Source organism: Pseudomonas sp. Pseusp18 (assembly GCF_059506005.1).
In genome coordinates this window covers 70984-92671 of the sequence record NZ_CP169240.1, presented here as the reverse complement: position 1 = coordinate 92671, position 21688 = coordinate 70984, and the positions used below count along the sequence as shown (strand labels likewise).

Here is a 21688-nt window from a genome sequence, read left to right as displayed (position 1 = left end):
ACCGCCGAAGCGGTTTTTTCATTCTGTCGTCCAGTCAAACTCGTCGTATTCATCATCGTCTTCTTCGTCCTCGATCAACTCATCATCAAGAACGTCTTCCTCAAGACCCTCTTCTGCCTGCTTCGCCAGAAGAAACTCCTTACGACTCTCAGTCACCGCTCGCCGCAGTTCCTCACCCTTTACCGGGCAGTTGAGCATTTGGGCGATGCGGTCGATTTTTTGGGCCACGGCATCCTCCAACGCATCGGCTATAGGCTGATAGTGCGCGCTTTCGGGTGTTGTTGCCAAATTGTCGACCGCTGTTCAGCTCATTTTTTCTGCATTTCCTTGAGTTTGGCCGCCAGGTTTTCCTTGGGAAAGCGCTTGTGTAATGTCGTCATCAGCGCTTCGGCGGCTTGGGTCTGACCGGCGTCTTGCAGGCGCATCACTTCACGTAATTGATCATCCAGTGACTTGGCCGGCGCGGCGGCGCGTTTGCTGAGTTTGGCTTCGTCGGCCATTTCGCTGTTGATCGACTCTCGTTGCATCGGTGCAGAAAACTCCGCCATTGGCGCAGCCGGTGCGGGAGCGGACATGGCGCCGGTCGGTTCATCCAGGGAGCGGGCAGCGGCTTCCGGTTTAGCAGCCGGGGCGGAGGCTTTGGGCGCAGGCGCGAAGTCGTAATTCGGCAATTGCTCGGGCGTGCGTTGCACCAATGCCAGCATCAGCGCGACGCCGACCAGGCTTGCGAATGCGACTTGCCAACGGGGTTGTTGGCAGGCACGGAGCCAGCGTTGCCACAGGTTTGGCTTCGGCTTGGGGGCTTCGCGGTGGGCGGTGGCGAGGATGAAGGCGTCGAGATGCGCCGGTGGTTCGCCGCTGCTGTGATCGCGAAAATGCTTGAGCATTTCATCGTCGGGCGATGACGGTGTTTGTTTGGCGTCAGTCATGTCAGTACCTCCTCGGCCAGCAGCCGACGCAGTTTTTGCTGGGCGTAGCGCAAGCGGCTTTTCACGGTTTCCAGCGGTGTTTCGGTGAGGGTAGCGATCTGTGGCAGGTCGAGGTCGCCGTGGGCGCGCAGCAGGAACACTTCGCGCTGGTCGGCGGGCAGGGTTTGCAGGGCGGCTTCGAGGCGTTGACCGTCGCGGCTCAGGCTCAGCAGTTGTTCAGGGTCGGCTGAGTCGTCGATCAGGGCGTGGGCCTGTTCGTCGTAGCTGTCGTGCAAGGGGTTGTGAATGCCATGTTTGCGCCAGTGATCGATCAGTCGGTTGCGGGCAATCTGGTAGAGCCAGGTACGAAAGTTCGCCCGGCCTTGTGGCTGACTGGTGCTGCGGATCAGGCTCAGCCAGGTTTCCTGGTACACCTCTTCAGCCAGTTCGGGTTTGCCGCTGAGGCCGAGGAGGAATCGATACAGGCCCTGGCGGTGGCGGGCGTACAAAACTTCGAACGCAGCCCCGTCGCCCGAGCGATAACGCGCCAGCAGCGATTCGTCGCTGCTGGCGGTTGAGCTGATTGCTGGATCGGACATGTCAGCTTTCACTCTATCCGGTTGTCGTTGGGCGGTTGATTCGAGGCGGTGGAGGCCCGCAGGCTCTGCGCCAATTCCACCAATTGCACGAACTCACCGCGCAGGTCAAACGGGTCATCACCCCGTGCGCCACGGGCCAGGGCTTCGGTGTCTTTCAGGCTGAAATTACCGGTGTAACGCCCATCCTTGAGCTGCTGGGAAAACGCGGCGACGGCGGCGGCAAAGCGTAGGTCATCGCTGGCGGCCGAGAGTTTGCCGGCCTCCCCCTTCACTATTGGCCGCTCGATCAAGCGACTGTTCCCACCTTCCGGCAACTGATAACGCACCCGCAGCATCGCCAATTCTCCGGTTTTTGCGGAAACTTCTGCCCCGGAATTGCCGTAGCGCAACGGTTCCAGCCAGCCCTTCTCGCCCTTGGGCACAATTTCGTACAGCGCCGTCACCGTATGCCCTGCGCCGATTTCTCCGGCGTCGACTTTGTCATTGCTGAAATCCTCACGCTTCAAGGCGCGATTCTCATAACCCAATAGCCGATATTCGCTGACCTGAGCAGGGTTGAACTCCACCTGCAGCTTCACGTTTTTCGCCACAACTGCGAGGGTCGAGCCAAGTTGATCCACCAGCACTTTGCGCGCTTCGCGCAGGTTGTCGATGTAGGCGTAGTTACCGTCGCCGGCGTCGGCCAGTTGTTCCATCAGGTGTTCATTGTAGTTATCCACACCAAAACCCAGGGTGGTCAGGGACACGCCGGTCTTGCGTTTATCCACAGCCATTTGCTTGAGGCTGTCAAAGTCGCTGATGCCGACGTTGAAGTCACCGTCGGTGGCCAGCAGGATGCGGTTGATGCCTTTGGGGATAAACGCCTGTTGCGCCATTTGATAAGCCAGTTCGATACCCGACGCACCGGCGGTCGAGCCGCCCGCCGTCAATTGATCGATGGCGGTACGAATTTTCGCTTTTTCCCGTCCGGAAGTCGGCTCCAGCACCACGCGGGATTCTCCGGCGTACACCACCAGCGAAACCCGGTCCTGCTCGCGCAGTTGATCGACCAGCAATTTCAGGGTGCTTTTAACCAGGGGCAAGCCTTCGCGACGGTCCATGGAGCCGGACACGTCCACCAGAAACACCAGGTTCGCCGGGGCCAGTTCCGCCACCGCGCGATCAGACGCCTTGATGCCGATGCGCAGCAGTCGGGTATGCGGGTTCCAGGGCGACGGCGCCAGCTCGGTGGTCACGCCGAATGGCGAGCCGTCGGTGGGCAAGGCGTAATCGTAGGGGAAGTAATTGACCATCTCTTCCAGCCGCACCGCCCCTTCCGGAGGCAAACGCCCCTGATTGAGCAAGCGCCGGACATTGGCGTACGCGCCGGTATCGACGTCGGCGCTGAAAGTCGAGACCGGCGCTTCGGCTACGCTGTGAATCGGGTTATCGGCCAGCGCCTGATATTGCTCGCGCTGCTCATCCCGATAGCCCTGTGGATAAGTTTCACCGGCTGGCACTGGCGCGAAAGCGACCAACGGGCCAGGTCGTGCGCTGCGCTTGGCCATCGCGGTGTCTGCCATGACCGCCTCGCGCACCAATGCTTCAGTTTTCGGCGCATTTTGAGCCGGGGGCGCAACCGCTGCCGGGTTGCCCGTCTCAGAGGCTGGTGTGGATGAACCGCCGCAACCGGCAACGGCCAGCAGTAACCCGGCGGCGAAACCCTGGGCGGCCGGGCGGAGGACATGCAGAGGAAGTGACATGGGGGCTGACCTCAGGAGGAAATTGACTCATTCATCCTCTGAGACGGACAGCCCGCCGGGTTCGGGTTAAGCCGACGTAAAAAATCTTCAGCGGTGATAACGCCGCACCACGCTGCTGTTTTTCAACACATGGCCTTTGATCTGCTCCAGCAGCTGCGCGCGGGTCAGGCCGGCGGGCAAGGCTTCTGGCGCCAAGTCCAGGGCGTAGATCTGGATGACGTAGTGATGGATGCTGTCACCAATGGGCGGGCACGGGCCAACATAGTTAGTGGTGCCTTTGATGTTGGTGCCACCCACACCTTCAAGGGTAGCTTTGGCGCCGACGCCGGCCGGGATCTGCCGCGTCGTGGCCTTGATGCCGTAACGAATCCAGTGATCGACGCCCAGGCCTTTCTGGCCGTCCGGGTCGTGCATGACGATGGCATAGCTGAGGGTGCCTGGGGGGCCGGCGTTCCAGCTCAGGGCCGGAGACTGATTCTTGCCGCCGCAACCGCTGGCATCGCTGGCTTCCGCCGACGTGAACAGCCGATTGTCCGAAACACCGGGGATGCTGAGGGTGAAACGCTCCTGGGCCTGCGCCGGCAACTGCACGCAAAGGGCGACTGCAACGGCCGCCAGCCAAGGGTTCAAAGAGGTCAATCGGGTCATACCGGAGCACCTTGTGCGGGGTGGGGCCGTCGTCGGCACGCAAACTATAGCCGGACCGTTCGTGCGGTGGCAGTGGGAATTGGCTGAACCTGGGAATAAGCGCCAAACTCCTAAGTGAAACACCTGCCCGGAGATCGATCATGGCACTGCACCGCGTCGCCCGTTTCGCCGATGTGCCCCTCGACCGTGGCCTTGAGGTCCGGATCGACAAGATGAAAATCGTCTTGCTGCGGGTCGGCGATCAATTGCGCGCCTATCAGGGCAGATGCCCCCACGCCGGGGCTCCCTTGGCCAAAGGTGCGCTGTGTGAGGGCCGACTGATCTGCCCGTGGCACAAGGCGGCTTACCGGCTCGAAGACGGCGCGTTGTGCGAGCCGCCGTCCCTGGACAGTCTGCGACGCTATCCGCTGGAGTTGCGCGACGATGAGGTCTGGGTCGACGACCAGCCGATGCCCAGCCCCAGCACCCCGCCAGCGGACGATAAGCGGACCTTTGCGATCATCGGCGCCGGTGCAGCGGGGACGGCCTGCGCGGCGGCGCTGCGGGAGAAAGGTTTCGGTGGTCGGGTGTTGCTGATTGACCGTGAGCCCGAAGCCGGATACGACCGTACGGCATTGAGCAAATTCGTGATTGCCGGGGAAATGCCACCGGACGAAGTTCCGCCGCTGCGCGATGAGGACTTTTATCGTGAACAGCGCATTGAACGGATAAACAGCGATGTGATGGGCCTGGATGCACCGAACCGGACCCTGCGCCTGGCCGATGGCCAATCGTTGAGCTATGACGCCGCGGTGATTGCCACCGGTGGCATACCAAAATCCCTGTCGCTGCCAGGCGCCGATCTGCCGCAGGTGTTCGTGTTGCGCTCGAAGGCGCAGGCGCAGCAGATTCTGACCACCGCAAAACCGGGTCAAAGGGCAGTGATTGTCGGCGGCAGCTTCATTGGTCTGGAATCCGCTTCATCCCTGCGTCAGTACGGCCTGGATGTTACCGTCCTGACCCGCCATGCCATCCCTTTCGAGGCGCAATTCGGCGAGGCCGTCGGCAAAGCGATTCGTGCCCTGCACGAGGCCAACGGTGTGGTGTTTCATACCGATGGCGAAGCGGCGAAGATCGAAGGCACAGGCAAAGTCGAAGCGGTGCTGCTGGACAACGGCCAGCGCTTGCCGGCGGATCTGGTGCTGGTCGGCATTGGCGTCACCCCGGCGACCACCCCGTTTACCGATCTGCCGAAGGAAAAAGATCAGTCATTGAAGGTCGACGGCGGCATGCGCGTGACCGACGGGCTCTGGGCCGTCGGCGATATCGCGACCTTCCCGCTCAATGGCCAGCCCCAACGGATCGAACACTGGCGCCTGGCCCAGCAACAGGCGCGGATTGCAGCGGCGAATATGCTCGGCGGTGACGAACGCTACCTCGACGTGCCGTATTTCTGGACCTGGCACTTCGGCAAAAACTACGACTACCTCGGACACGCCGAGGCCTGGGACGAGGTTGAATTCAAAGGCGACCCAGAGCATCCACCGTTTATTGGCCTGTTCGCCAAAAACGGCGTGGTAGCGGCGGCCGTTGCCTGCGATCAGGAACGGGCCATGGCGATGCTCGCCGAACGGATGAAACAACCGCTGTCGATGGACGAGGCGTGGCGCCTGGTTCGGGATTTTGCCTGACGCATCTCTCAGCGCTGCGCATCCACCGTAGGAGCAGCCTTCGGCAGCTCCTACAAAGAGCGGGCCATGCGATGCTCGCCGAACTGTCAGGCTCAGATGTGGTTCATCGGCTCGCGGTTGTCATCATCTTCGGCCGGCAGGCGGATCACCAGCGGATGCTCCAATGGCGCCAAAGGCGGCGGCAGTTGGGACGGGGCGACCGGGGTGAAGTGCGTAACGACGTGACTGACATCGCCTTCCTGATCGTTATGAATGGTCATCGAGCCCGGTGCGCGCAGTTTCGCCAGCCGGTCGCCGGTCAGCTTGAAGCTTTTGCTCAGCCCCTGATCGTCCACCACCGGTGCCGGCAAACGGCGCTGGGCGAAGCTCTTGCTTTTGCGCTGTTGATAACGCGCCCAGCCAATCAGGATCACCGCGTTGAACAGCGCCACCCACAGGTAAATCTGCAACGTGCCGAGGGCGTCGAAAAGCGATGCATCGATGTGCGTGCCGTTATGGGGATCGATCAGCGGCCACAATCCCTGCGCCAGTAAATACAGCAGCCCGATCCAGGCCAGCACGGTGAAGAAAACGTCGATCACGACCAGAAAGGGCCGCTGCCGGGTTCTGATGATTTTCATTTGATGACCTCCTCTTCATCATCATCCAGCGGCTTGATGCCCCGGTCTGGACTGACCCAGCGCGCGCGCTTCTGATGTTGGCCGAACAGCACTTTGGGAAAACTGACCAAGGTGGTGAGCAGGCTGATGAACCAGAACACCAACGGATACCAGACCACCCAGAACATGGTCCTGCCGAGCCCTTTTTCGTAACGGCGATCGATCACGATGCTGACCGCGAATTGCACCAGGCAAACCACCGCCAATAGCAGCCCGGTAAAGGCCGGTGGCATCAGGTGATGGACGGCAATGGCTGGCGGCATTTCGACGAAGTTGCCGATAGCCCAGAAGATCACCGACAACAGGAAGGTGAAGGCCCAACCGGTGGACAGGCAGTATTCGAACAGCAGCGGCCAGAGGTAACGATGGCGGTATTGCCAGATGCCCCGGATGTTCTTGAACAACACCTCGGCGCCGCCCTGGGCCCAGCGCAAGCGCTGTTTCCACAGGCCGCCGAGGGTTTCCGGCATGAGGATCCAGCACAACGCACGGGGCTCGTAGAAAATGCTCCAGTGATCCAGTTGCAGCTTCCAACTGATGTCGATGTCTTCGGTGATCATGTCCGGGCTCCAGTAACCGACCCGGTTCAGGGCCGTACGACGGAAGGCGACGATCACCCCGGAGACGGTAAAGATCCGCCCGAACACCCGCTGGGTACGCTTGATCAGGCCTATGATCGAGGAGAACTCGCCGACCTGTACCCGGCCGATCAGGGTCGAACGGGTGCGGATTCGCGGGTTGCCGGTCACGGCGCCCAGTCGCGCGTTGTCGAGCATCGGCGCCACCAGATAGGCCGCGGTGTTCGGCGCCAGCAGCGCGTCACCGTCGATGCACACCAGGTACTCGCTGCGCGCCGCGATGGCGCCCATGCGCAGGGCCACGGCCTTGCCCTGGTTCTCCGCCAGGTGCAGCACCCGCAAACGCGGATCCTGCGCCGCCAGTGCGTCGAGCACCGCGGCGGTGTTGTCCTTGGAGCCGTCGTTGATCGCGATCACTTCGATGTTCGGGTAATGCTGGGCCAGCGCCGCGTGGATGGTATCGGCGGCGTTGTCGCCTTCGTTGTAGCAAGGGATCAGGATCGAGATCAGCGGTTCGCCGGCCAATGGTGGCGGCAAGGTGTCGTCCTGCCACGGCCAGTGCCGCTCCCAGTGCAACCAGAAATACAGGCCGCCGGCGATCCACAGCCCCGACATGAACAGTGGGTAGAAGAACACGAAGTCCATCAGGAATTGCCCGGTGACCAGAAAGATCAGCCCGAGGGGAACCCCCAGGACGATCGCCAGAACCAATAGGGCCAGAAGTCTGTCCAGCATGTTATGGATTCCACTTGTTGGAGAGCGCCGGCCGCACGGCTTTCAGGTCCGGCTGGTTCTCGAGGAAGTTGTCTGGGTAGTAGCCGAAACTGGTGGCGCCCTGACGCTTGAGGCGGCCCATCCAGTCGGCCAGCTGCCCGCCGTCGATGTCGGCGTGTTTATTTTTCGTCCAGTCGCGGGCCTGCAATTCGAACACCGTGCGGTCGAGGGCGCCGGGGCGCGATTTGACCGTCGCCACCAGTGCTTCAAGCCAGGGGCCGGATTGCTGATGGCTCTGTTTTTCCATCAGTGGCATGGCCATCGGTGCCGTCCAGTTGTAGGCGCCCAGGAAGTCGTCGAGATTCTGCGCGAACCAGGCTTCGCTCTCGGGGTTGAGCATCGGCTCGGCGAAAATATTGCGCGCCGTTTTCACTTGCGGGCCGCGAATGGCGCGAACCTTGGCGGTCAGCTCATGGGTGAAATCGATCAGGTAGCGGCTCTTGAAACGCGTCCAGCGTTGCAGGGTGGCCGGATCCTCGCGCAGGGCGGCAATCGAACCGGGCAGACCGTTGGCGGCATAGATTTTCAGGGCTTCGGGGCCGGCGTCTTCGAAGTCCGACAGCACCGCGTCATCGTGATAGAGGATGCCGTCGACCGAGGTCAGGCGTGCCATGTCTTCGTAGATTTCACCAATGACGCGCCGCACGTTCGGATCGAACGGTGACAAGCGCTTGTACTGGTCCGGATCGATCGACGTAGTGCCGGTTTTCGGGTCCCAGCGAGTGACTCGCGGCAGCTTCGAATCCAGGGCAAAACTCAGCACCGGCATCCACGCGAAAACTTTGACGTGAGCCCGGGTGCGCAGCTGCCAGGCCACACGGTCAAAGATATCGGCACGCATCGGCAGGTGGCGGTTGGGGAAGTACAGCGAATGCACCAGGCCATCGCCCGCGGGGTCGGCGAAGGCTTGCAGGAACACCGTGTTGGCGCCCATGTCGGCCATGCGCTGGATCAGCTTGCCGAGGTTGATTTCCTGTTGGGCCGGGTCCGGGTCGTAGACGTTGTCCAGGTCCACATGCACCACGCGCATCGGCGATTCGGCCTGCACCGCGACGACGCTGTTGGCGAAGTGTTCGCCATCCGGGTCCGAGGCCACCAGAAAGCGCGGGCTGCTCATCAGGTTGTCGAGGGCATCGAGGCCGTCGTCCAGGGTCAGGGCCATCTGATAACCCTGGTCGTTGATCACTTGCAGCGAGGTGCCATCCGCCACGCCGTACGGCCAGACCCAGACTCGCGGTTTGTAGCCAGTGACCTTGCGGATCTTCTCCGAGATGGCCGCTACGTCGGCGCGCATCCGGGCCTGGAATTGGGCTTCGGTTTCATAGCGACCGGTGGCGGCGTCATAGCGCCGGGTCGCGGCTGCCGGTTGCAGGTTGCCTTGCGGGTTGGCCAACACGCCTTTGTGGCTGGCGTCGGTGTGGGCGGCGATTTCCACCAGGCCGGACCGGGAAATCTCGCGGATCTGCTCCCAGGTCAGGAAATCCGAACGCTTGCGCGGTGTGCCGGCGAAGTCGACTGGCTGGTTCGGCGGCGTGTCGATCCACACCCCGACCGGCGCCAGCAAGGCGTGCCAGTTATAGGCACGCAGCACCGGCAACACGCGGGTGTAGAAGCTCGAATAACCGTCGTCGAAACTCAGCAGGATCGCCCGTGGCGGCAATTCAGGGCCGCCATTGCGAGCGGCGATGATCTGGTCAACGGTGACCGGTTGGTAGTTGTTCTCCCGCAACCATGCCAGTTGCTCGATCAGGCGCTCGGTGCGCACGGCCACCACCGCCTGATCGGGGTCGCGGTCTTCGACATCGTGGTACGCGATCCCCAATACATGGTTTTTCGGCCACGGCTTTTCATTGGCCGACACCGGGCGTTCGGACGGCGGTGCGAAGGCTGGGGCTTGCTGGGCACAGGCGCTGATCAACAGCACTCCCAGCAGGAGGATGAAACGCGAAATAAAAGGCATCTTCAAACTCTTCTAGAAGCGGTAAGTAAGGTCGACGAGCAGGCGCAGATCGGTTTCCCGGTCACCGTCAAATGGCCGGTTGATCACGCTCAGCAGGCCGCCCACCTCGAACACGTCGTTCCAGCTGTAGCGCTGGCCGTAACCCAGCAGGGCGATACCGCCGGTGCCGTGATCGCGCTGGCTGTAGGTGCCCGCACCGGCCTGGAACTGCTGGCTCCAGGAGGTTTCGTAGCGGTGGTAGAGCACGTGATTGACGTTCACCGTCGGCAGCACGCTGAAGTCGGCTTTGGGGTTGAAGTACGGCACGTCGTCGGACTTGGAGTTATGGCTGCTGCCGACTTCCAGACCGAGGTCGACTTGCAACCCCGGCGCACGGTAAAGGCCCTCGCGACCGGTGAGCACGGCTTCGACACGGTTGTTGCCGTCGCTGAAGTGCGAGGGGCTGACCGCCAGTCTCCACTCACGGCTTTCATTGGCGCGCCAGCGGATAAAACCGCTGCCGCCGTTGGCCGTGATGTCGCTGTTCAATGCTCGCAACGGCGTTTGTGCCGACAGGTATTCGAGGCTGCCGCCGTACTGCCAGTGATCGTCGATGTCTCGGGCAATCGCCAGGCGCGCGCCCTGTTTATCGCCAAAGCCGTAGGAATGGTTGGAGACTTCCGCTTCCAGGGACATGTCGCGGGTCCGACGTTCGAGCCCGACGCGCTGGAAGCGATGGTGGCCGGTGCCTTCCTGGAAATCGCCGGTGGCGTAGCCGGCACCGGCGAACAGGCGCCAGTCTTCATCGATGGGCGGGCTGTACAGCGTGGTTTCGATGCCGAAATCGCGGCTGCCGTTGACCGCCCCGACATCGCCGTTGCCGCCGCCATAACTCTTGCCGCCGTAGGCCTGCACTCGCAGCTCGGCCATGTCATGGACCGCACGCTGACGCTGCAAACGCTGCACCTGACGGTTGTCCGGAAAACGTGCGACCACATCGTCGGTCAGCGCATCCATCTGCCGCCATTCCTGCAGATCCATGGCAGTGTGGCCCTGAGCGACTTCCAGCCCGATATCCCGCGGGGCCATGCTCTCGGTTTCCTTGAGCTGATTCTCGGCGCGTCGTGGCCAGTCCCGGGCCAGGTACAGATCGGCCTGGGCCAGGCGCAGGCCGATGTTGCCCGGCGCCTGATCCACCAACGTCTGTAAACGCTGCTCGCCCGACGGCAGATCGGCGCCGTAGGTGCCGGCCTGGGCGGCGAGTTGCTGCGCGTCCATCCATTCATCGTTGGGGTTGCCCACCGGCAAGCCCTTGAGCTCGATTCGCGGTTTCTGGGTCTTGGCCACGTCTTCGGCGACCTTGCGCGCGTCATCGGCCTTGTCGCTTTCGAGCAGGGCGTAATAGAGCGCGGTGCTGTCTTCCAGGCGGTCGCCGACATCGGCATCCGGCGCTACCAGCACCTGGCGATACAAATCGGTGGCGATTTCCGGCTGACGCTGATCCAGATAGGACGACGCCACCCAACGCAGGGCATAGGTCGGAATCTTCACGCCTTCGGCGAGCAGCTTCTGGTATTCGGTGATCACATCAGCGGTGCGCGCTCGGGCCTTGAGGGCGCCCATGCGGTCGATTCGCCAGCGGATGACGTCATCGTGGGCCGCAGGGTCCGGCGCCCAGGTCGCCAGTAACTGGTCATAATCGGCCAGGGCCCGATCGGCGATCACATAACGTTCTTTTTCGCTGCGGGTGGCGAGTTCGGCCAGGCGCACGCGTTCGGCGGCCAGGTCACCTTCGAGACGGCGTTGCGTGACCGGATCAATCAACCCCGGCCGCTGACGCGCCAGGCGCAAGGCCGGCTCCGGCAAACGAGCGCGTTGCAGGGCAATCACGTATTCCCGAGCGACTTCGGGTTTGCTGCCGGCGCGGGTGAAGGCCTGGTCGTATTCAAACAACGCATCGTAAGTGGCACCGGCGCGAGTCAAGGCGTAGGCCAAAGCCAGACGGCGGCCAGGATCATCCGGTTTCGCCGCCACCAGCGCCCTGGCGCGGGCAACCGCCTCGTCAGGTTTACCGGCGTCGGCCTGGGTCATCGCCAGGCCCAGCTGCAGGTCGGTATTTTGCGGTTCAAGGGCCAGGGCCTTGTTGTACACCTGGGTCGCCGAGTCCCAACGCTTGAGGTTGCGATAGGCCCGCGCGGTGGCAGTCAGGGCCTGGACCGGCAACGCCCGATCACGTCCCTGGGTTTCATAGACCTGTACCACTTCGGCATCCAGACCGGCCCAACTGGCGATCTGCAAGTGATCGCTGATCTGGCCAGTGGAGGCCTGGCTTACCGGCACCTGGCGCAACACCGTCAGCGCAGGCGTGTAGTTGCCGGCCCGCGCATCGCGAACCATTTGATCGTAAGGGGTATCGGCGAGCGCCAGCACCGGCCACAACAATTGGCCGCACAGCGCAACGCGAAACAAGGGGCGCAGCCCACGGTGAATAAAGGGACCAGCAATACGCGGCATTCGTCAGCATCCTTACATGGCCAGCCGGGTCGCAATGCCCCTTGCCCACTTGTGACGGAAAGCCGGATCGAAAGACCCGGCCAAGCTTTATCGAAACAGTCTTGCATGCAAGCGTAGTCAATAATTCAAGACACAATATTTCTTCAGATTCGTGAGAGTGCGAAACCTGTAGCGAGGGGGCTTGTCGGAACGCCGCACCGCACCGTTTCAATGCGTAGCACTCACAAAATCTTTGGTGCATCAGAGTTTTTGGGGCTGCTTCGCGGCCCAACGGGGGCAAGCCCCCTCGCCACAGGAACCCCAGACAGCAAAACGCCCGGCGTCTGCGTGTTGCAGAGGCCGGGCGTTGCGCTGAAGCCTGCGGTTTTACTGGATGGTGACGTCGCCAGTGCCGCCGAGCTTACTCATCACAAAACCGACAAACTCTTCGAGGGTCATTTTCTGGCCGTTGAAGTCCACCTGATTGTTGGCGTAATGCAACTTGGTGACGACGTTATTACCGTCCAGTTTTGCCAGTTGCGTACCGACCGCCATGCTGCTGAACATGTCGGCGGTTGCGCTCGCCTGATCGGCGATGAGTTTGGCATCGGTCTGGCCGTCGATTTGCGACTGCACGGTGAGCAAATCAATGAGCATTGGCTTGGACACCAGTACGTTGAGTTCCAGCAACGCGATCAACTGCTTGACCAATTGGTCCGGCGGCAGGTCCATGGATTGCGGTTTGGTCAGGTCCAGCACCAGGTTGGCGCGGCTTTCGCCGTTGCTAGTGTTGAACGACAGGTTTTCCAGGGCCACCTGGGGACCTGCGGCCAGCAGTTTCTCCAGACCGGTCTTGACCTGTGCCTCTTCGGCCGGGGTCAGGTTCAGCTGCGGCGCCGGCAGACCGGCGGCAGTGGCTTCGGCGGCGGCCCGCTCGTACGGTTGCAGTTTGGTCTGGTAGATCTGCATCAGCGACATCGTCGACGGGATGTCGAGGTTTTTCAGGCTCATGGCCATCTGCGCAGAGCCGATAACCTTGCCGTTCAAGGACACTTCACCGACCTTGTAATCGGCACGCCCCGAAGCGTTGGTGCCTGATTCCCCGGTCTGATTCTTCATTTCAAAGTTCTTGAAACCGAGTACCGATTGCTTGGGGCCAAAGGTGGTTTTGCTGTTTGTCAGCTCGAGGGTGTTGTCACCGACGTAATAGCCGTAGGTGCTTTTGTTCAGATTACTGGCCAGGGTCAAGCCGTTGAGCTCGACCTGCACCGGGGTCTGGTCTTCAGCCACAGTGGTCAGCTTCAGGCTGTCCATGTACCCGTCGGCCTTGACCTTTTGCGCCTGGGCGCTGGCGGCCACGTCGAGTTTCAACCCGGAGAACGTCAGGTTGGACTTGTCGTCCAGTGCAGCTTCCAGCGGCAGGAATTCGAGCGAGCCCTTGGTGGAGTTGTCGTAGCCGATGTTGACCACACCCTTGACCGGGGATTTGTCCTTGGCAGCGGCGAACCACTTTTCGGTCAGCGGGGTTTTTTCCAGTTCGTAGTGACTGGTGGCCAGGACTGGCAACCACTTGAACGATACCAGGCGCGAGAACGGCAGCGGGCCGTGTTCGATGCGGTCGACGAACAGCATCTCCATCGGCGCTTCACCAAACATCTCGCCCTCGCCCTTGAGGCGGTAGTGCGCGGTGCTGCTGAACACATGACGCTCCAGCGACACCAGCTCCAGCGACGCCGTGCCGTTGGAGCCTGCCAGCGCGGCTTGCAGTTCTTTGTTGGCGTCGGCGATCGAGCTGTTCAGCACCCCATCGAGTTTGCTGCCGGTGTACCAGGCGCCGCCCGCGCTGATTGCACCAATGGCCACGACAATTCCTAGAAGCACGCCTGCTGATTTATTCATGAAGTACCCGATCAATGTCCATTGTTGAAAGTCTGGTCGTCTTCCCTGAACCCATAACGGGTCGCGGTCACGACTGCGCTGAAAGTGGCGAGGAGATTAGCATTTGCGCCGCAGGGCGGCCCAATGATTAAAGGTGAAAGAGTGTCCATGGGCTGCGGCTGCCTGTGGACAACTGGCAGGGGAGAGTTTCGGCGATCGTTCAATCGCCTTCGCGAGCAGCCCTGCCAATACAACCTTACGAATACTGAACCTCGATCTCATCAAGCTGATGATCAAAACTTTTTAGCCGCGCGGTCCACGTATACACCAGCACTTCAAAATCCCGATTGATCACCGCCCCGCCAGTCACCTCCGCGCGTGGGTCACAGAAATCCAGTTGATAACGTTCGCGGGCCATGGCGTTGGCGACATCGGAGAGTTCTCGGGCATTGTTGAGCCAGTGCCAGCCCTCGTCGGCCACTTGCTTGTCCAGCGCCTGGCATTGCTTCTTCAAGGTTTCGAGGCTTTTTTCCAGTGGCGTGCCGGTAAGTTCGCCCATGACTTCCTGAAACGTGCGCCCCGGTTGCCAGTAACTGCCCCAGAAATATCGGTCGAACACCGTTTCTACCCGACGCAACGCCACCTTGGTGTCCCAGATCAGTACCAGGGTTTTGCCTTGTTCGAGTTGTCGTTTCTTGATGCGCTGGTTCTGGAGGGAAGCCCAGGCGACCACCACGATGGCCATCACGGCGATCAGTGCCGCCGCGCTGTCGAGGAAGATCAGCGCCTTGTCGATCTGGTGGGCCAGCATGACGCCATAGAAATAGGTGGCCGACAGCAAAACCAATGCCGCAATGGCGCACCAGAAGCCGGGAGCGTAAGGGTTTTTCATTATTAGATCCCCATGACCAACGCAAGCCTTGATCGACGGGTTCGCCGCGCGACCCCATCAAATCAAAGCATAGCAACGGCCTCAGGGTTTGCCGGGTTGTGAGCCTTGCGTTCGTCCGCTTTCCCAGCCGCCGCCCAAGGCGAGGAACAAATCGATTTGGCTCATGGCGACCTGGGTGTTGGCCGAGGCCAGTTGCGCCCGTGCATCGGTGTAGGTGCGGGTGGCTTGCAAGTCCGCCAGGAACGACGCGCGACCGGCCTGGAAGAAGCGGTGGGTCTGGTCTGCCGCCAATTGCGCCGACTGTTCGGCGTCCGCCAACGCATCGCGACGCTGAAGTTGCGCGGAATATTGCGCCAGGCCGGTCTGAGTCTCGCGGATGGCGTTGAGCACCACGCCATCGAAATGCGCCAGCGCGCCTTGGGTTGCGAACTCGGCCTCACGGATGCGCGCGCGGGAGCCGTTGGACGGTACGGTCCAGGTCAGCAACGGACCAAACCCCCAGCGATTGGTCGACGGTTTGCCGAGGTTTTCCAGAATCCCGACCGTACCAACGGTCGCACCGATGCTGATGTCCGGGTACAACTCACCGGTGGCAATGCCGATGCCGGCGGTTGCCGCCGCCAACTTGCGCTCGGCCTGGCGCACGTCTGGCCGGCGTTTGAGCAGCGCGGCGCCGTCACCCACCGGCAATAATTGGGTAACTTTCGGCAGCTCGGCGCAGTCGCTGGTGCCCGCCGGCAGTTGCTCGACCGGTTTGGCCAGCAGCATCGACAAGCGGAACAACCCGGCCTGACGTGCGGCTTCATAACGCGGCAATTCGGCGCGCAAGGATTTGAATTGGGTTTGCGAACGGGTGACCTGGGTTTCATCGCCGCGCCCGGCATCGCGCAAGCGCTGAGTCAGGGTGGTGCTCTGGGCTTGCAGGTCGAGGGAATGCTGCGCGATCTCCCGCTCTTCGTTGGCCGCACAAACCTGGGTGTAAGCCCGCACCACATCGGCCACCAGGGTGATGCGCGCGGTGTCCGCTGCCGCCTGAGTCGCATCGGCATTGGCCTTGGCCGCTTCGATGCCGCGCTGCAAGGTGCCGAACAAGTCGAACTGATACGAGGTCGTGATGCCGATATCGCCGACGTTGGCCACGGGCACTTTTTCCGGTATCAAGAACGCTTCGCCGGACTCCTGCAAACGCTGGGCGCCGACCTTCACACCGCCGCTCCAACCGCCCGCCGCCTGCGCTTCGTCGACCTGAGCGCGAGCCCGCGAAAGATTCGCCGCCGCCACCCGCAAATCGGTGTTGGAGGCCATGGCCTGCTGCACCAATTGGTCCAGACGCGGATCCTGATACAACTGCCACCAATCGGCGGGCACCGGTGCCGAAACGACATGCTTGCCGTTCACCGCCAGATCGCCCTGAAAGTCTTCACGGTGCACGGCGGCCTCGTCCGGCAAGTGATAATCCGGCCCCACCACCTGACAGGCCGACAGCAACAAGCCCAATCCGGCAACCGCCAAACCCGAGGCCCTGCTCATTTCGCCGGCCCCCCGGTTTGATCGTCGATGATCGACACGGTGGCCGTACGCCCGGCAATCATGCGGAAATCTTCCGGCACCTCATCGAAAGCGATTCGCACCGGAATCCGCTGGGCCAGCCGCACCCAACTGAACGCCGGGTTGACGTTGGGCAACAGGTTGCTGCCGCTGCTGCGGTCACGGTCTTCGATGCCGGCGACGATGCTTTCGACATGCCCGCGCAGGCGCGCACGGTCGCCGATCACCCGAATGTCGACGCTCTGGCCGACATGAATGCCGTCCAGTTTGGTTTCTTCGAAATAGCCGTCGATGTGGAAGGAATTACTGTCGACCACCGACAACACCGGGCGCCCGGCGCTGACGAATTCCTGGGAGCGTGGCGCCCGGTCGTTGACGTAGCCATCCACCGGGCTGCGGATCACCGAGCGGTCGAGGTTGAGCTGGGCGCTGTCCACCGTCACTTGCGCCTCCATCAACGCCACTTCGGCGCGCGCCACCCGGGACTGGCTTTCTTCCAGTTGCTCGGCCGGGACCAGATTGCCCAAGCCACGGTTACGCTTGGCCTCGCGCTGGGCCTGGGCCAGGGTTTCCTGACGGTCGGCGACGGTCGCTTTGGCTTGGCGCAAGGCCAGCTTGAAGCGGTCCTGATCGATGCTGAACAGCACCTGGCCGCGTTTCACCCACTGGTTGTCGCGCACCTCCACTTGCTGGATCAGCCCCGATACATCCGGGGCAATCTGCACGATGTCGGCACGGATGTGCCCGTCCCGGGTCCAGGGCGCGAACATGTAATACATGACCATGCGCCAGACCACGACAATCGCGAAGGTCACGATCAACAACGTCAGGACCACACGGCCGAGGGTCAATAAAGGTTTTTTCATGTCATCAGGTATCGACTGAGTGAGTCCACGGCGCCGAGCAGCACAGCGTAGAGAGCCACGTTGAACAATGCCCGGTGCCAGACCAGACGGTAAAAGTGCAGGCGCGTCAGCACCCCGTGCACCAACAGGAACAACACATAGGTAATGCCCATCAGCACCAGCAGCGTGGGCAGGAACACCCCGCTGATATCCAGATCACCGATCATAAAGGCGCTCCATCGATGCCATGGGGAAGCGGTTCTTCGAGTTCGCCCGTGCCGACAAACTCGACGCCCGGTAACAGCGCCAGACGCAGGCCGCTCAAGGCGTGCAGCAAATGCAGACGGGTTTCGTCATCACCTTGGCCGCCGAGGGCGCGGCGGGTGCGATCGAGGGTCATCAGCAACGGACTCGGTGCCGGCAGGCGTTCGCCAGCCTTGAGGCAGGCCTTGAAGTACTCGCCGACTTCAGCCACCACCTGGCGCAGCAGCGCTTGCGGCGCACCGGGCACTCGCGGCGAATAGGCGAGCAGGTCCAGCAGATTCAGGGCCACGCGCACTTCGCGCAGGGCGATGCCAGTGTCCTGGCCGGTCATGGCCAGTCGCGGCAAATGCTGCATCAGGCGATCGAGCATCTGCACGCCCATGTGCCGGTGTTCGGCCAGCGTGGCCGGCTCGGTCAGGCCGACGATGTCGCGCCAGCTGAAACGGGTCAGGCGCTTGGCCGCCAGTTCCGCACCGAATGGCCGGGCTATCAGGGTCCAGATGAACGCGAACAGTAACCCCATGGGCCCGGCCAGGTTGGAGTTGGTGAAACTGAGAAAATCCGCGTCGTAGGCGCCCTGAATGCTGATGAAGGACGAGGTGTTGACGATGGTCAGCAACATCCCCAGATAAAAACGCGGCTGCACTGTCAGGGTGCCGACGCAAACGAACGGTATGGCGAACGCCAGCACCAGCATCGGGAAGTCATGCAGGTTCGGCAGGATCAGAAACAGATAAAGGCCGGCGAACAGCACCGACATCGCGGTCCAGAAAAAGAACCGGTAGATCTGCGGCGCCGGGTCGTCCATCGACGCAAAGAAACTGCACGCCACCGCCGCCAGAATCACCGCGCTGCCGCCGTCGGTCCAGCCGAGCAGAATCCACAACACCGAGGCGACGATGATCGCGGTGACCGTAGAAGCCGCCGAATAGAGCATCAAGCCACGGTCGAGGAACGGTGACAGCCGACCCAGGCGCCAGTGCCGATACACCGCGCGCCAACTGTCCTGGCTCTCGCACTGAATGGCGTATTGCAGGCTGCGACAGTCTTGCCACAGGTCGATCCACTCGCCGAGGCGATACAGGGCGTTGGAGAACAACAACTGCTTGCGATCGTCCAGCGCCTCGGCACTCGGTTGCAGCGCTTCGAGCAGGTTTTTCAGGGCCTGCCAGCGGCCGAGGTCAGCGTCTTTGTGATCGAGCCATTCAGTGGTCGCGGTCAGCAGTGGCGCGAACTTATCCACAAGCTCCGGCGTGCGCCGCTCGAGGGCATAAAGCGCATCGTCGAGGGCGTCGATCACCGGCAACAGATGAATCATCCGACCGCGCAATTCCTTGGTGTTGCGCACCGTTTGCGCCCGCGCGCCCTCGTGCGGCAGCTGACCGATCATCAATTCCAGGCTGTTGAAGTTCGCCACCATCGATGAACGCAAGGCGCTGACTTCCTCCGGCTGCACATTGCGGCTAAGGAAACGCAGGCTGTAGGTTGAAGCATCGGCAAACCATTTGTTCACCGAGTCGTTGAACACCGGCGCCAGCCGCCGTGGCCAGAACATGGCGCCGACGACCGCCGCGCAGGCGATGCCGAGAAAGATCTCTTCGGTCCGCGCCTCGGCCACGTCCCACACCGCCAAAGGGTTAGCCACCACCGGCAAGGCGATCAGCGGCAAGGTGTAACCGGCGAGCATCAAGGCGTAGTTGTTGGCGGTGCGCAGGTGCAAGGACAGGAACAGCAAAATCCCGGTCCACAGCGCGATGACCACCACCAGCACATAAGGGCTCTGAACGAACATCGGCACAAAAAACACCGCCGCCGCCGCACCGAGCAAGGTACCCGCCGCGCGATACAACGCCTTGGAGCTGGTAGGGCCGAGGAACGGGCTGGAAACGATGTACACCGTGGCCATCGCCCAATACGGACGAGGCATTTGCATGAGCATGGCGATGTACAGCGCGATCATCGAGGCCGCGAACGTACGCACACCGTAGAACCAGTCCCGCGCCGGGGGCACGCCGGTGAAAAATCCGTTCAAGGCTGGGCCACCGAATGATTGGCCGCTTCGAAGGCTTTGAGTACCCGTAGCGCCGCTTCCAGATCACTCTGGTCGATGCCTTCGAGCACCTCCTGGCGCAAACGCACCAACTCAGCTTCAACCGCCTGCACCAACTCGCGACCGGTCGCGGTCAGGCTCAGGCATTTGGCGCGCCGGTCATGAGCGTCTTCGGTACGGCAGACGTAACCGGCATGACACAGCTGATCCAGCAACCGCACCAGCGACGGACTCTCCATCCCGGCCGCCTGCGCGACCGTCACCTGCCGCACACCCTCGCCCAAACGCCCGATCATCAATAGCGGGGCGGCGCAGGCTTCGGAGATCCCATAGTTGACCAGCGTGGTCTGGCAGATCTTCCGCCAATGCCTGGCGGCCACCACCATGGAGCTGCTGATGTTCATCTGGAGAGCGGCGAGGTTCTTTGGCACGAGGGAATGCACACACTGTTAGTTTGCTAACTATCAATATGGCATTCGAGGGGAAAGTTGGTCAAGTTTTGAAACAAATTGGCGAGCAACGGCCAGACGCGGAAAAAGCTAACAAACTCAGTTTCTGCCCAGTTTTTTTTACCACTCACCAGTTTTTTTTACATTTCGCCATTTTTCTCCAGATTTTTTTACACCCCCCGCCCCTTCCTCAGCATTACGTCCAGCTGATCCACCACCTCCGCCCAATCCGCGTCATCCAGAATTTCCTCACGCAGCAACTCTGCCTGGCTCTCGCTCCAGAAGAACGCGTCCGCCAGGTGCAGTTCGGGTTTTAGCGGTGAATGGGTGGCGATGAATTTATCGATGCTCTCGGCGTCGTCAGGCAGGCCGAGTTGTTTGAACAGGGCCGGGAGGCTGTGGGTGGGGGATTCCATGTCGGGCTCCTTCGTGATGGCTGAATGAGGGTGACCGCGACGCGGCCATTCGCGGGCACGCCCGCTCCCACAGGTTTTTTGCAATTCCTGTGGAGGTGGGCTTGCCCGCGATGACGGCGGTTACGCCGACAGACTCAACTCGCAGACCTCGGCATGCGGCACCATTTTCAGATATTCCGGTACGCTCATGTGTACCAGGTTGTTGTGGTTGCCGGCTTCGAGGTAGATGTCTTTCTGCCGGGTCAGCATCGGGTCAATGACCATGTCCATTCCATAGGATTCGCCCAATGCAGGCACGGCGCCACGTTCGCAATCGTCGAACAGGTGCGGCAGGTTGCTTTCCCGGGTGACTTGCCATTCGCTGCTGCCACGGACTTTGCTCAGGTCCAGGTGACGGCTGGCGGGCAGTACGGCCATCAAGTAATGCCCGTGGCGATCGTCGAGGATCACCGATTTGGCCACCCGTTCGGCAGGAATGCCTGCAAGCCGCGCCGTTTCAAGGCTGCTGGCCGAGTGCGGATGGGAAACGATGTCATATTCGCAGTGCGCCTTGTCCAGGCTGGTCTGCACGGTTTTTGCCATACGCATGATGCACCTCGGTGTCCGCAACAACGAATGGCGGACGATGGTTAGAATTTTTTCTCTCCATTAAAAGTCTAGGCCCGCTGGTGGGATCCGGCGGGAAATCCGCCCGTCGGAGGCGGTCAACAACTGGTCAAAATTCATACAGCCACAGGCTCAACTAGACTTGTACACAGAGCCACGAACGGCTCGCGGACGGATGACTCTCCCGGAGGGTCAAGTGAACATTCGTTGCTGTGTAGTTGCGCTGCTGCTGGCCCTGAGCGGACCGGTTTTCGCAGCGGACACCGTTGTAGTGCTGGTTCCCGATCCCATCGGGATCTGGCTGATCACCTTTGGCATCGCGTTTATGATCGCCGAGGCGGCATTGCCCAATTTCGGCGTGGTCGGTTTTGGCGGCATTGTGATGTTCGTGATCGGCGCACTGATTCTGACCGATGCCGAAGTGCCTGTTCCCTTGATCATCGTCCTGGGGCTGATCAGCGCACTGCTGCTGATTTTCCTGCTGATTCGCGCCTTGAAAACCCGACCGCGCCGCAACTTCAGCGGCGACGCCGAATTACTGGGCAGCGTGACGCCGATAACGTCGTTGCAGGCTGGCAATGCTTATGTCGGCTGGGTGCACCTGCAAGGCGAACAATGGCAAGTCATGAGTGCCACACCGCTGAAACCGGGACAACAGGTCCGGGTGGTGGCACGCAAGGGTCTACTGCTGCAAGTGGCCGCGACTGACGCGGCACCGGGTGGAGAATAG

At 61.6% G+C, this 21688-nt stretch carries 20 protein-coding genes; 2 read left to right on the top strand and 18 right to left on the bottom strand.

The window, feature by feature from the left end; translation table 11 throughout:
* Positions 1-18 precede the first annotated feature (18 nt).
* From ACEN9A_RS00295 to ACEN9A_RS00275, 5 genes are all read right to left on the bottom strand, one after another.
* A complete protein-coding gene (locus ACEN9A_RS00295) occupies positions 19-288 on the bottom strand; it encodes a hypothetical protein (RefSeq protein WP_258671894.1) in 270 nt (89 codons plus the stop codon).
* Positions 289-308: 20 nt separating this feature from the next.
* On the bottom strand, positions 309-929 hold the full coding sequence (locus ACEN9A_RS00290) for a hypothetical protein (protein WP_258671893.1): 621 nt from the start codon (positions 927-929) through the stop codon (positions 309-311).
* On the bottom strand, positions 926-1507 hold the full coding sequence (locus ACEN9A_RS00285; RefSeq protein WP_019651554.1) for an RNA polymerase sigma factor: 582 nt from the start codon (positions 1505-1507) through the stop codon (positions 926-928). Before ACEN9A_RS00285 ends, ACEN9A_RS00290 begins: the two co-directional genes overlap by 4 nt.
* 8 nt (positions 1508-1515) lie before the next feature.
* Positions 1516-3249, bottom strand: a complete 1734-nt coding sequence (locus ACEN9A_RS00280; RefSeq protein ID WP_413387606.1) for a YfbK domain-containing protein — start codon at positions 3247-3249, stop codon at positions 1516-1518.
* Positions 3250-3336: 87 nt separating this feature from the next.
* Positions 3337-3897 (bottom strand): YbhB/YbcL family Raf kinase inhibitor-like protein, encoded by a 561-nt coding sequence (locus ACEN9A_RS00275; protein ID WP_258671889.1) that lies wholly within the window; start codon positions 3895-3897, stop codon positions 3337-3339.
* Positions 3898-4037: 140 nt separating this feature from the next.
* Here ACEN9A_RS00275 and ACEN9A_RS00270 point away from each other — a divergent pair, with 140 nt between their 5' ends.
* Positions 4038-5567, top strand: coding sequence for an FAD-dependent oxidoreductase (locus ACEN9A_RS00270; RefSeq protein ID WP_258671888.1), 1530 nt, complete (start codon positions 4038-4040; stop codon positions 5565-5567).
* Positions 5568-5659: 92 nt separating this feature from the next.
* Here ACEN9A_RS00270 and pgaD read toward each other — a convergent pair whose 3' ends face one another.
* The 13 genes from pgaD to ACEN9A_RS00205 form a co-directional block, all read right to left on the bottom strand.
* Complete coding sequence (gene pgaD, locus ACEN9A_RS00265; RefSeq protein ID WP_258671887.1) at positions 5660-6187, bottom strand: poly-beta-1,6-N-acetyl-D-glucosamine biosynthesis protein PgaD; 528 nt, start codon at positions 6185-6187, stop codon at positions 5660-5662.
* Complete coding sequence (gene pgaC / locus ACEN9A_RS00260) at positions 6184-7539, bottom strand: poly-beta-1,6-N-acetyl-D-glucosamine synthase (protein ID WP_019651559.1); 1356 nt, start codon at positions 7537-7539, stop codon at positions 6184-6186. The genes pgaD and pgaC overlap by 4 nt, the downstream gene beginning before the upstream one ends.
* Position 7540: 1 nt before the next feature.
* A complete protein-coding gene (gene pgaB / locus ACEN9A_RS00255) occupies positions 7541-9538 on the bottom strand; it encodes a poly-beta-1,6-N-acetyl-D-glucosamine N-deacetylase PgaB (RefSeq protein WP_258671886.1) in 1998 nt (665 codons plus the stop codon).
* Positions 9539-9550: 12 nt separating this feature from the next.
* On the bottom strand, positions 9551-12031 hold the full coding sequence (pgaA, locus tag ACEN9A_RS00250) for a poly-beta-1,6 N-acetyl-D-glucosamine export porin PgaA (RefSeq protein ID WP_258671885.1): 2481 nt from the start codon (positions 12029-12031) through the stop codon (positions 9551-9553).
* 366 nt (positions 12032-12397) lie between these two features.
* Entirely contained in the window at positions 12398-13909 is a 1512-nt protein-coding gene (locus tag ACEN9A_RS00245; protein ID WP_026331889.1) for a YdgA family protein, read from the bottom strand.
* A gap of 235 nt (positions 13910-14144) precedes the next feature.
* A complete protein-coding gene (locus ACEN9A_RS00240) occupies positions 14145-14780 on the bottom strand; it encodes a hypothetical protein (protein WP_019651562.1) in 636 nt (211 codons plus the stop codon).
* An 81-nt stretch (positions 14781-14861) separates the two neighbouring features.
* A complete protein-coding gene (locus ACEN9A_RS00235) occupies positions 14862-16310 on the bottom strand; it encodes an efflux transporter outer membrane subunit (RefSeq protein WP_258671883.1) in 1449 nt (482 codons plus the stop codon).
* Complete coding sequence (locus ACEN9A_RS00230; protein ID WP_258671881.1) at positions 16307-17194, bottom strand: efflux RND transporter periplasmic adaptor subunit; 888 nt, start codon at positions 17192-17194, stop codon at positions 16307-16309. Before ACEN9A_RS00230 ends, ACEN9A_RS00235 begins: the two co-directional genes overlap by 4 nt.
* Positions 17191-17400, bottom strand: coding sequence for a DUF1656 domain-containing protein (locus ACEN9A_RS00225; RefSeq protein WP_018929385.1), 210 nt, complete (start codon positions 17398-17400; stop codon positions 17191-17193). Before ACEN9A_RS00225 ends, ACEN9A_RS00230 begins: the two co-directional genes overlap by 4 nt.
* A complete protein-coding gene (locus ACEN9A_RS00220) occupies positions 17397-19469 on the bottom strand; it encodes an FUSC family protein (protein ID WP_258671879.1) in 2073 nt (690 codons plus the stop codon). Before ACEN9A_RS00220 ends, ACEN9A_RS00225 begins: the two co-directional genes overlap by 4 nt.
* Positions 19466-19891, bottom strand: a complete 426-nt coding sequence (locus tag ACEN9A_RS00215) for a MarR family winged helix-turn-helix transcriptional regulator (RefSeq protein WP_258671877.1) — start codon at positions 19889-19891, stop codon at positions 19466-19468. Before ACEN9A_RS00215 ends, ACEN9A_RS00220 begins: the two co-directional genes overlap by 4 nt.
* Before the next feature lie 215 nt (positions 19892-20106).
* Positions 20107-20352, bottom strand: a complete 246-nt coding sequence (locus ACEN9A_RS00210) for a DUF2789 domain-containing protein (protein WP_007940999.1) — start codon at positions 20350-20352, stop codon at positions 20107-20109.
* 120 nt (positions 20353-20472) lie between these two features.
* A complete protein-coding gene (locus tag ACEN9A_RS00205; RefSeq protein ID WP_007940998.1) occupies positions 20473-20940 on the bottom strand; it encodes an aminoacyl-tRNA deacylase in 468 nt (155 codons plus the stop codon).
* A 214-nt stretch (positions 20941-21154) separates the two neighbouring features.
* On the opposite strand from ACEN9A_RS00205, the gene ACEN9A_RS00200 reads away from it, so the two are divergent.
* Positions 21155-21688: an NfeD family protein gene (locus ACEN9A_RS00200; RefSeq protein WP_019651567.1), complete on the top strand. Its 534-nt coding sequence runs from the start codon at positions 21155-21157 to the stop codon at positions 21686-21688.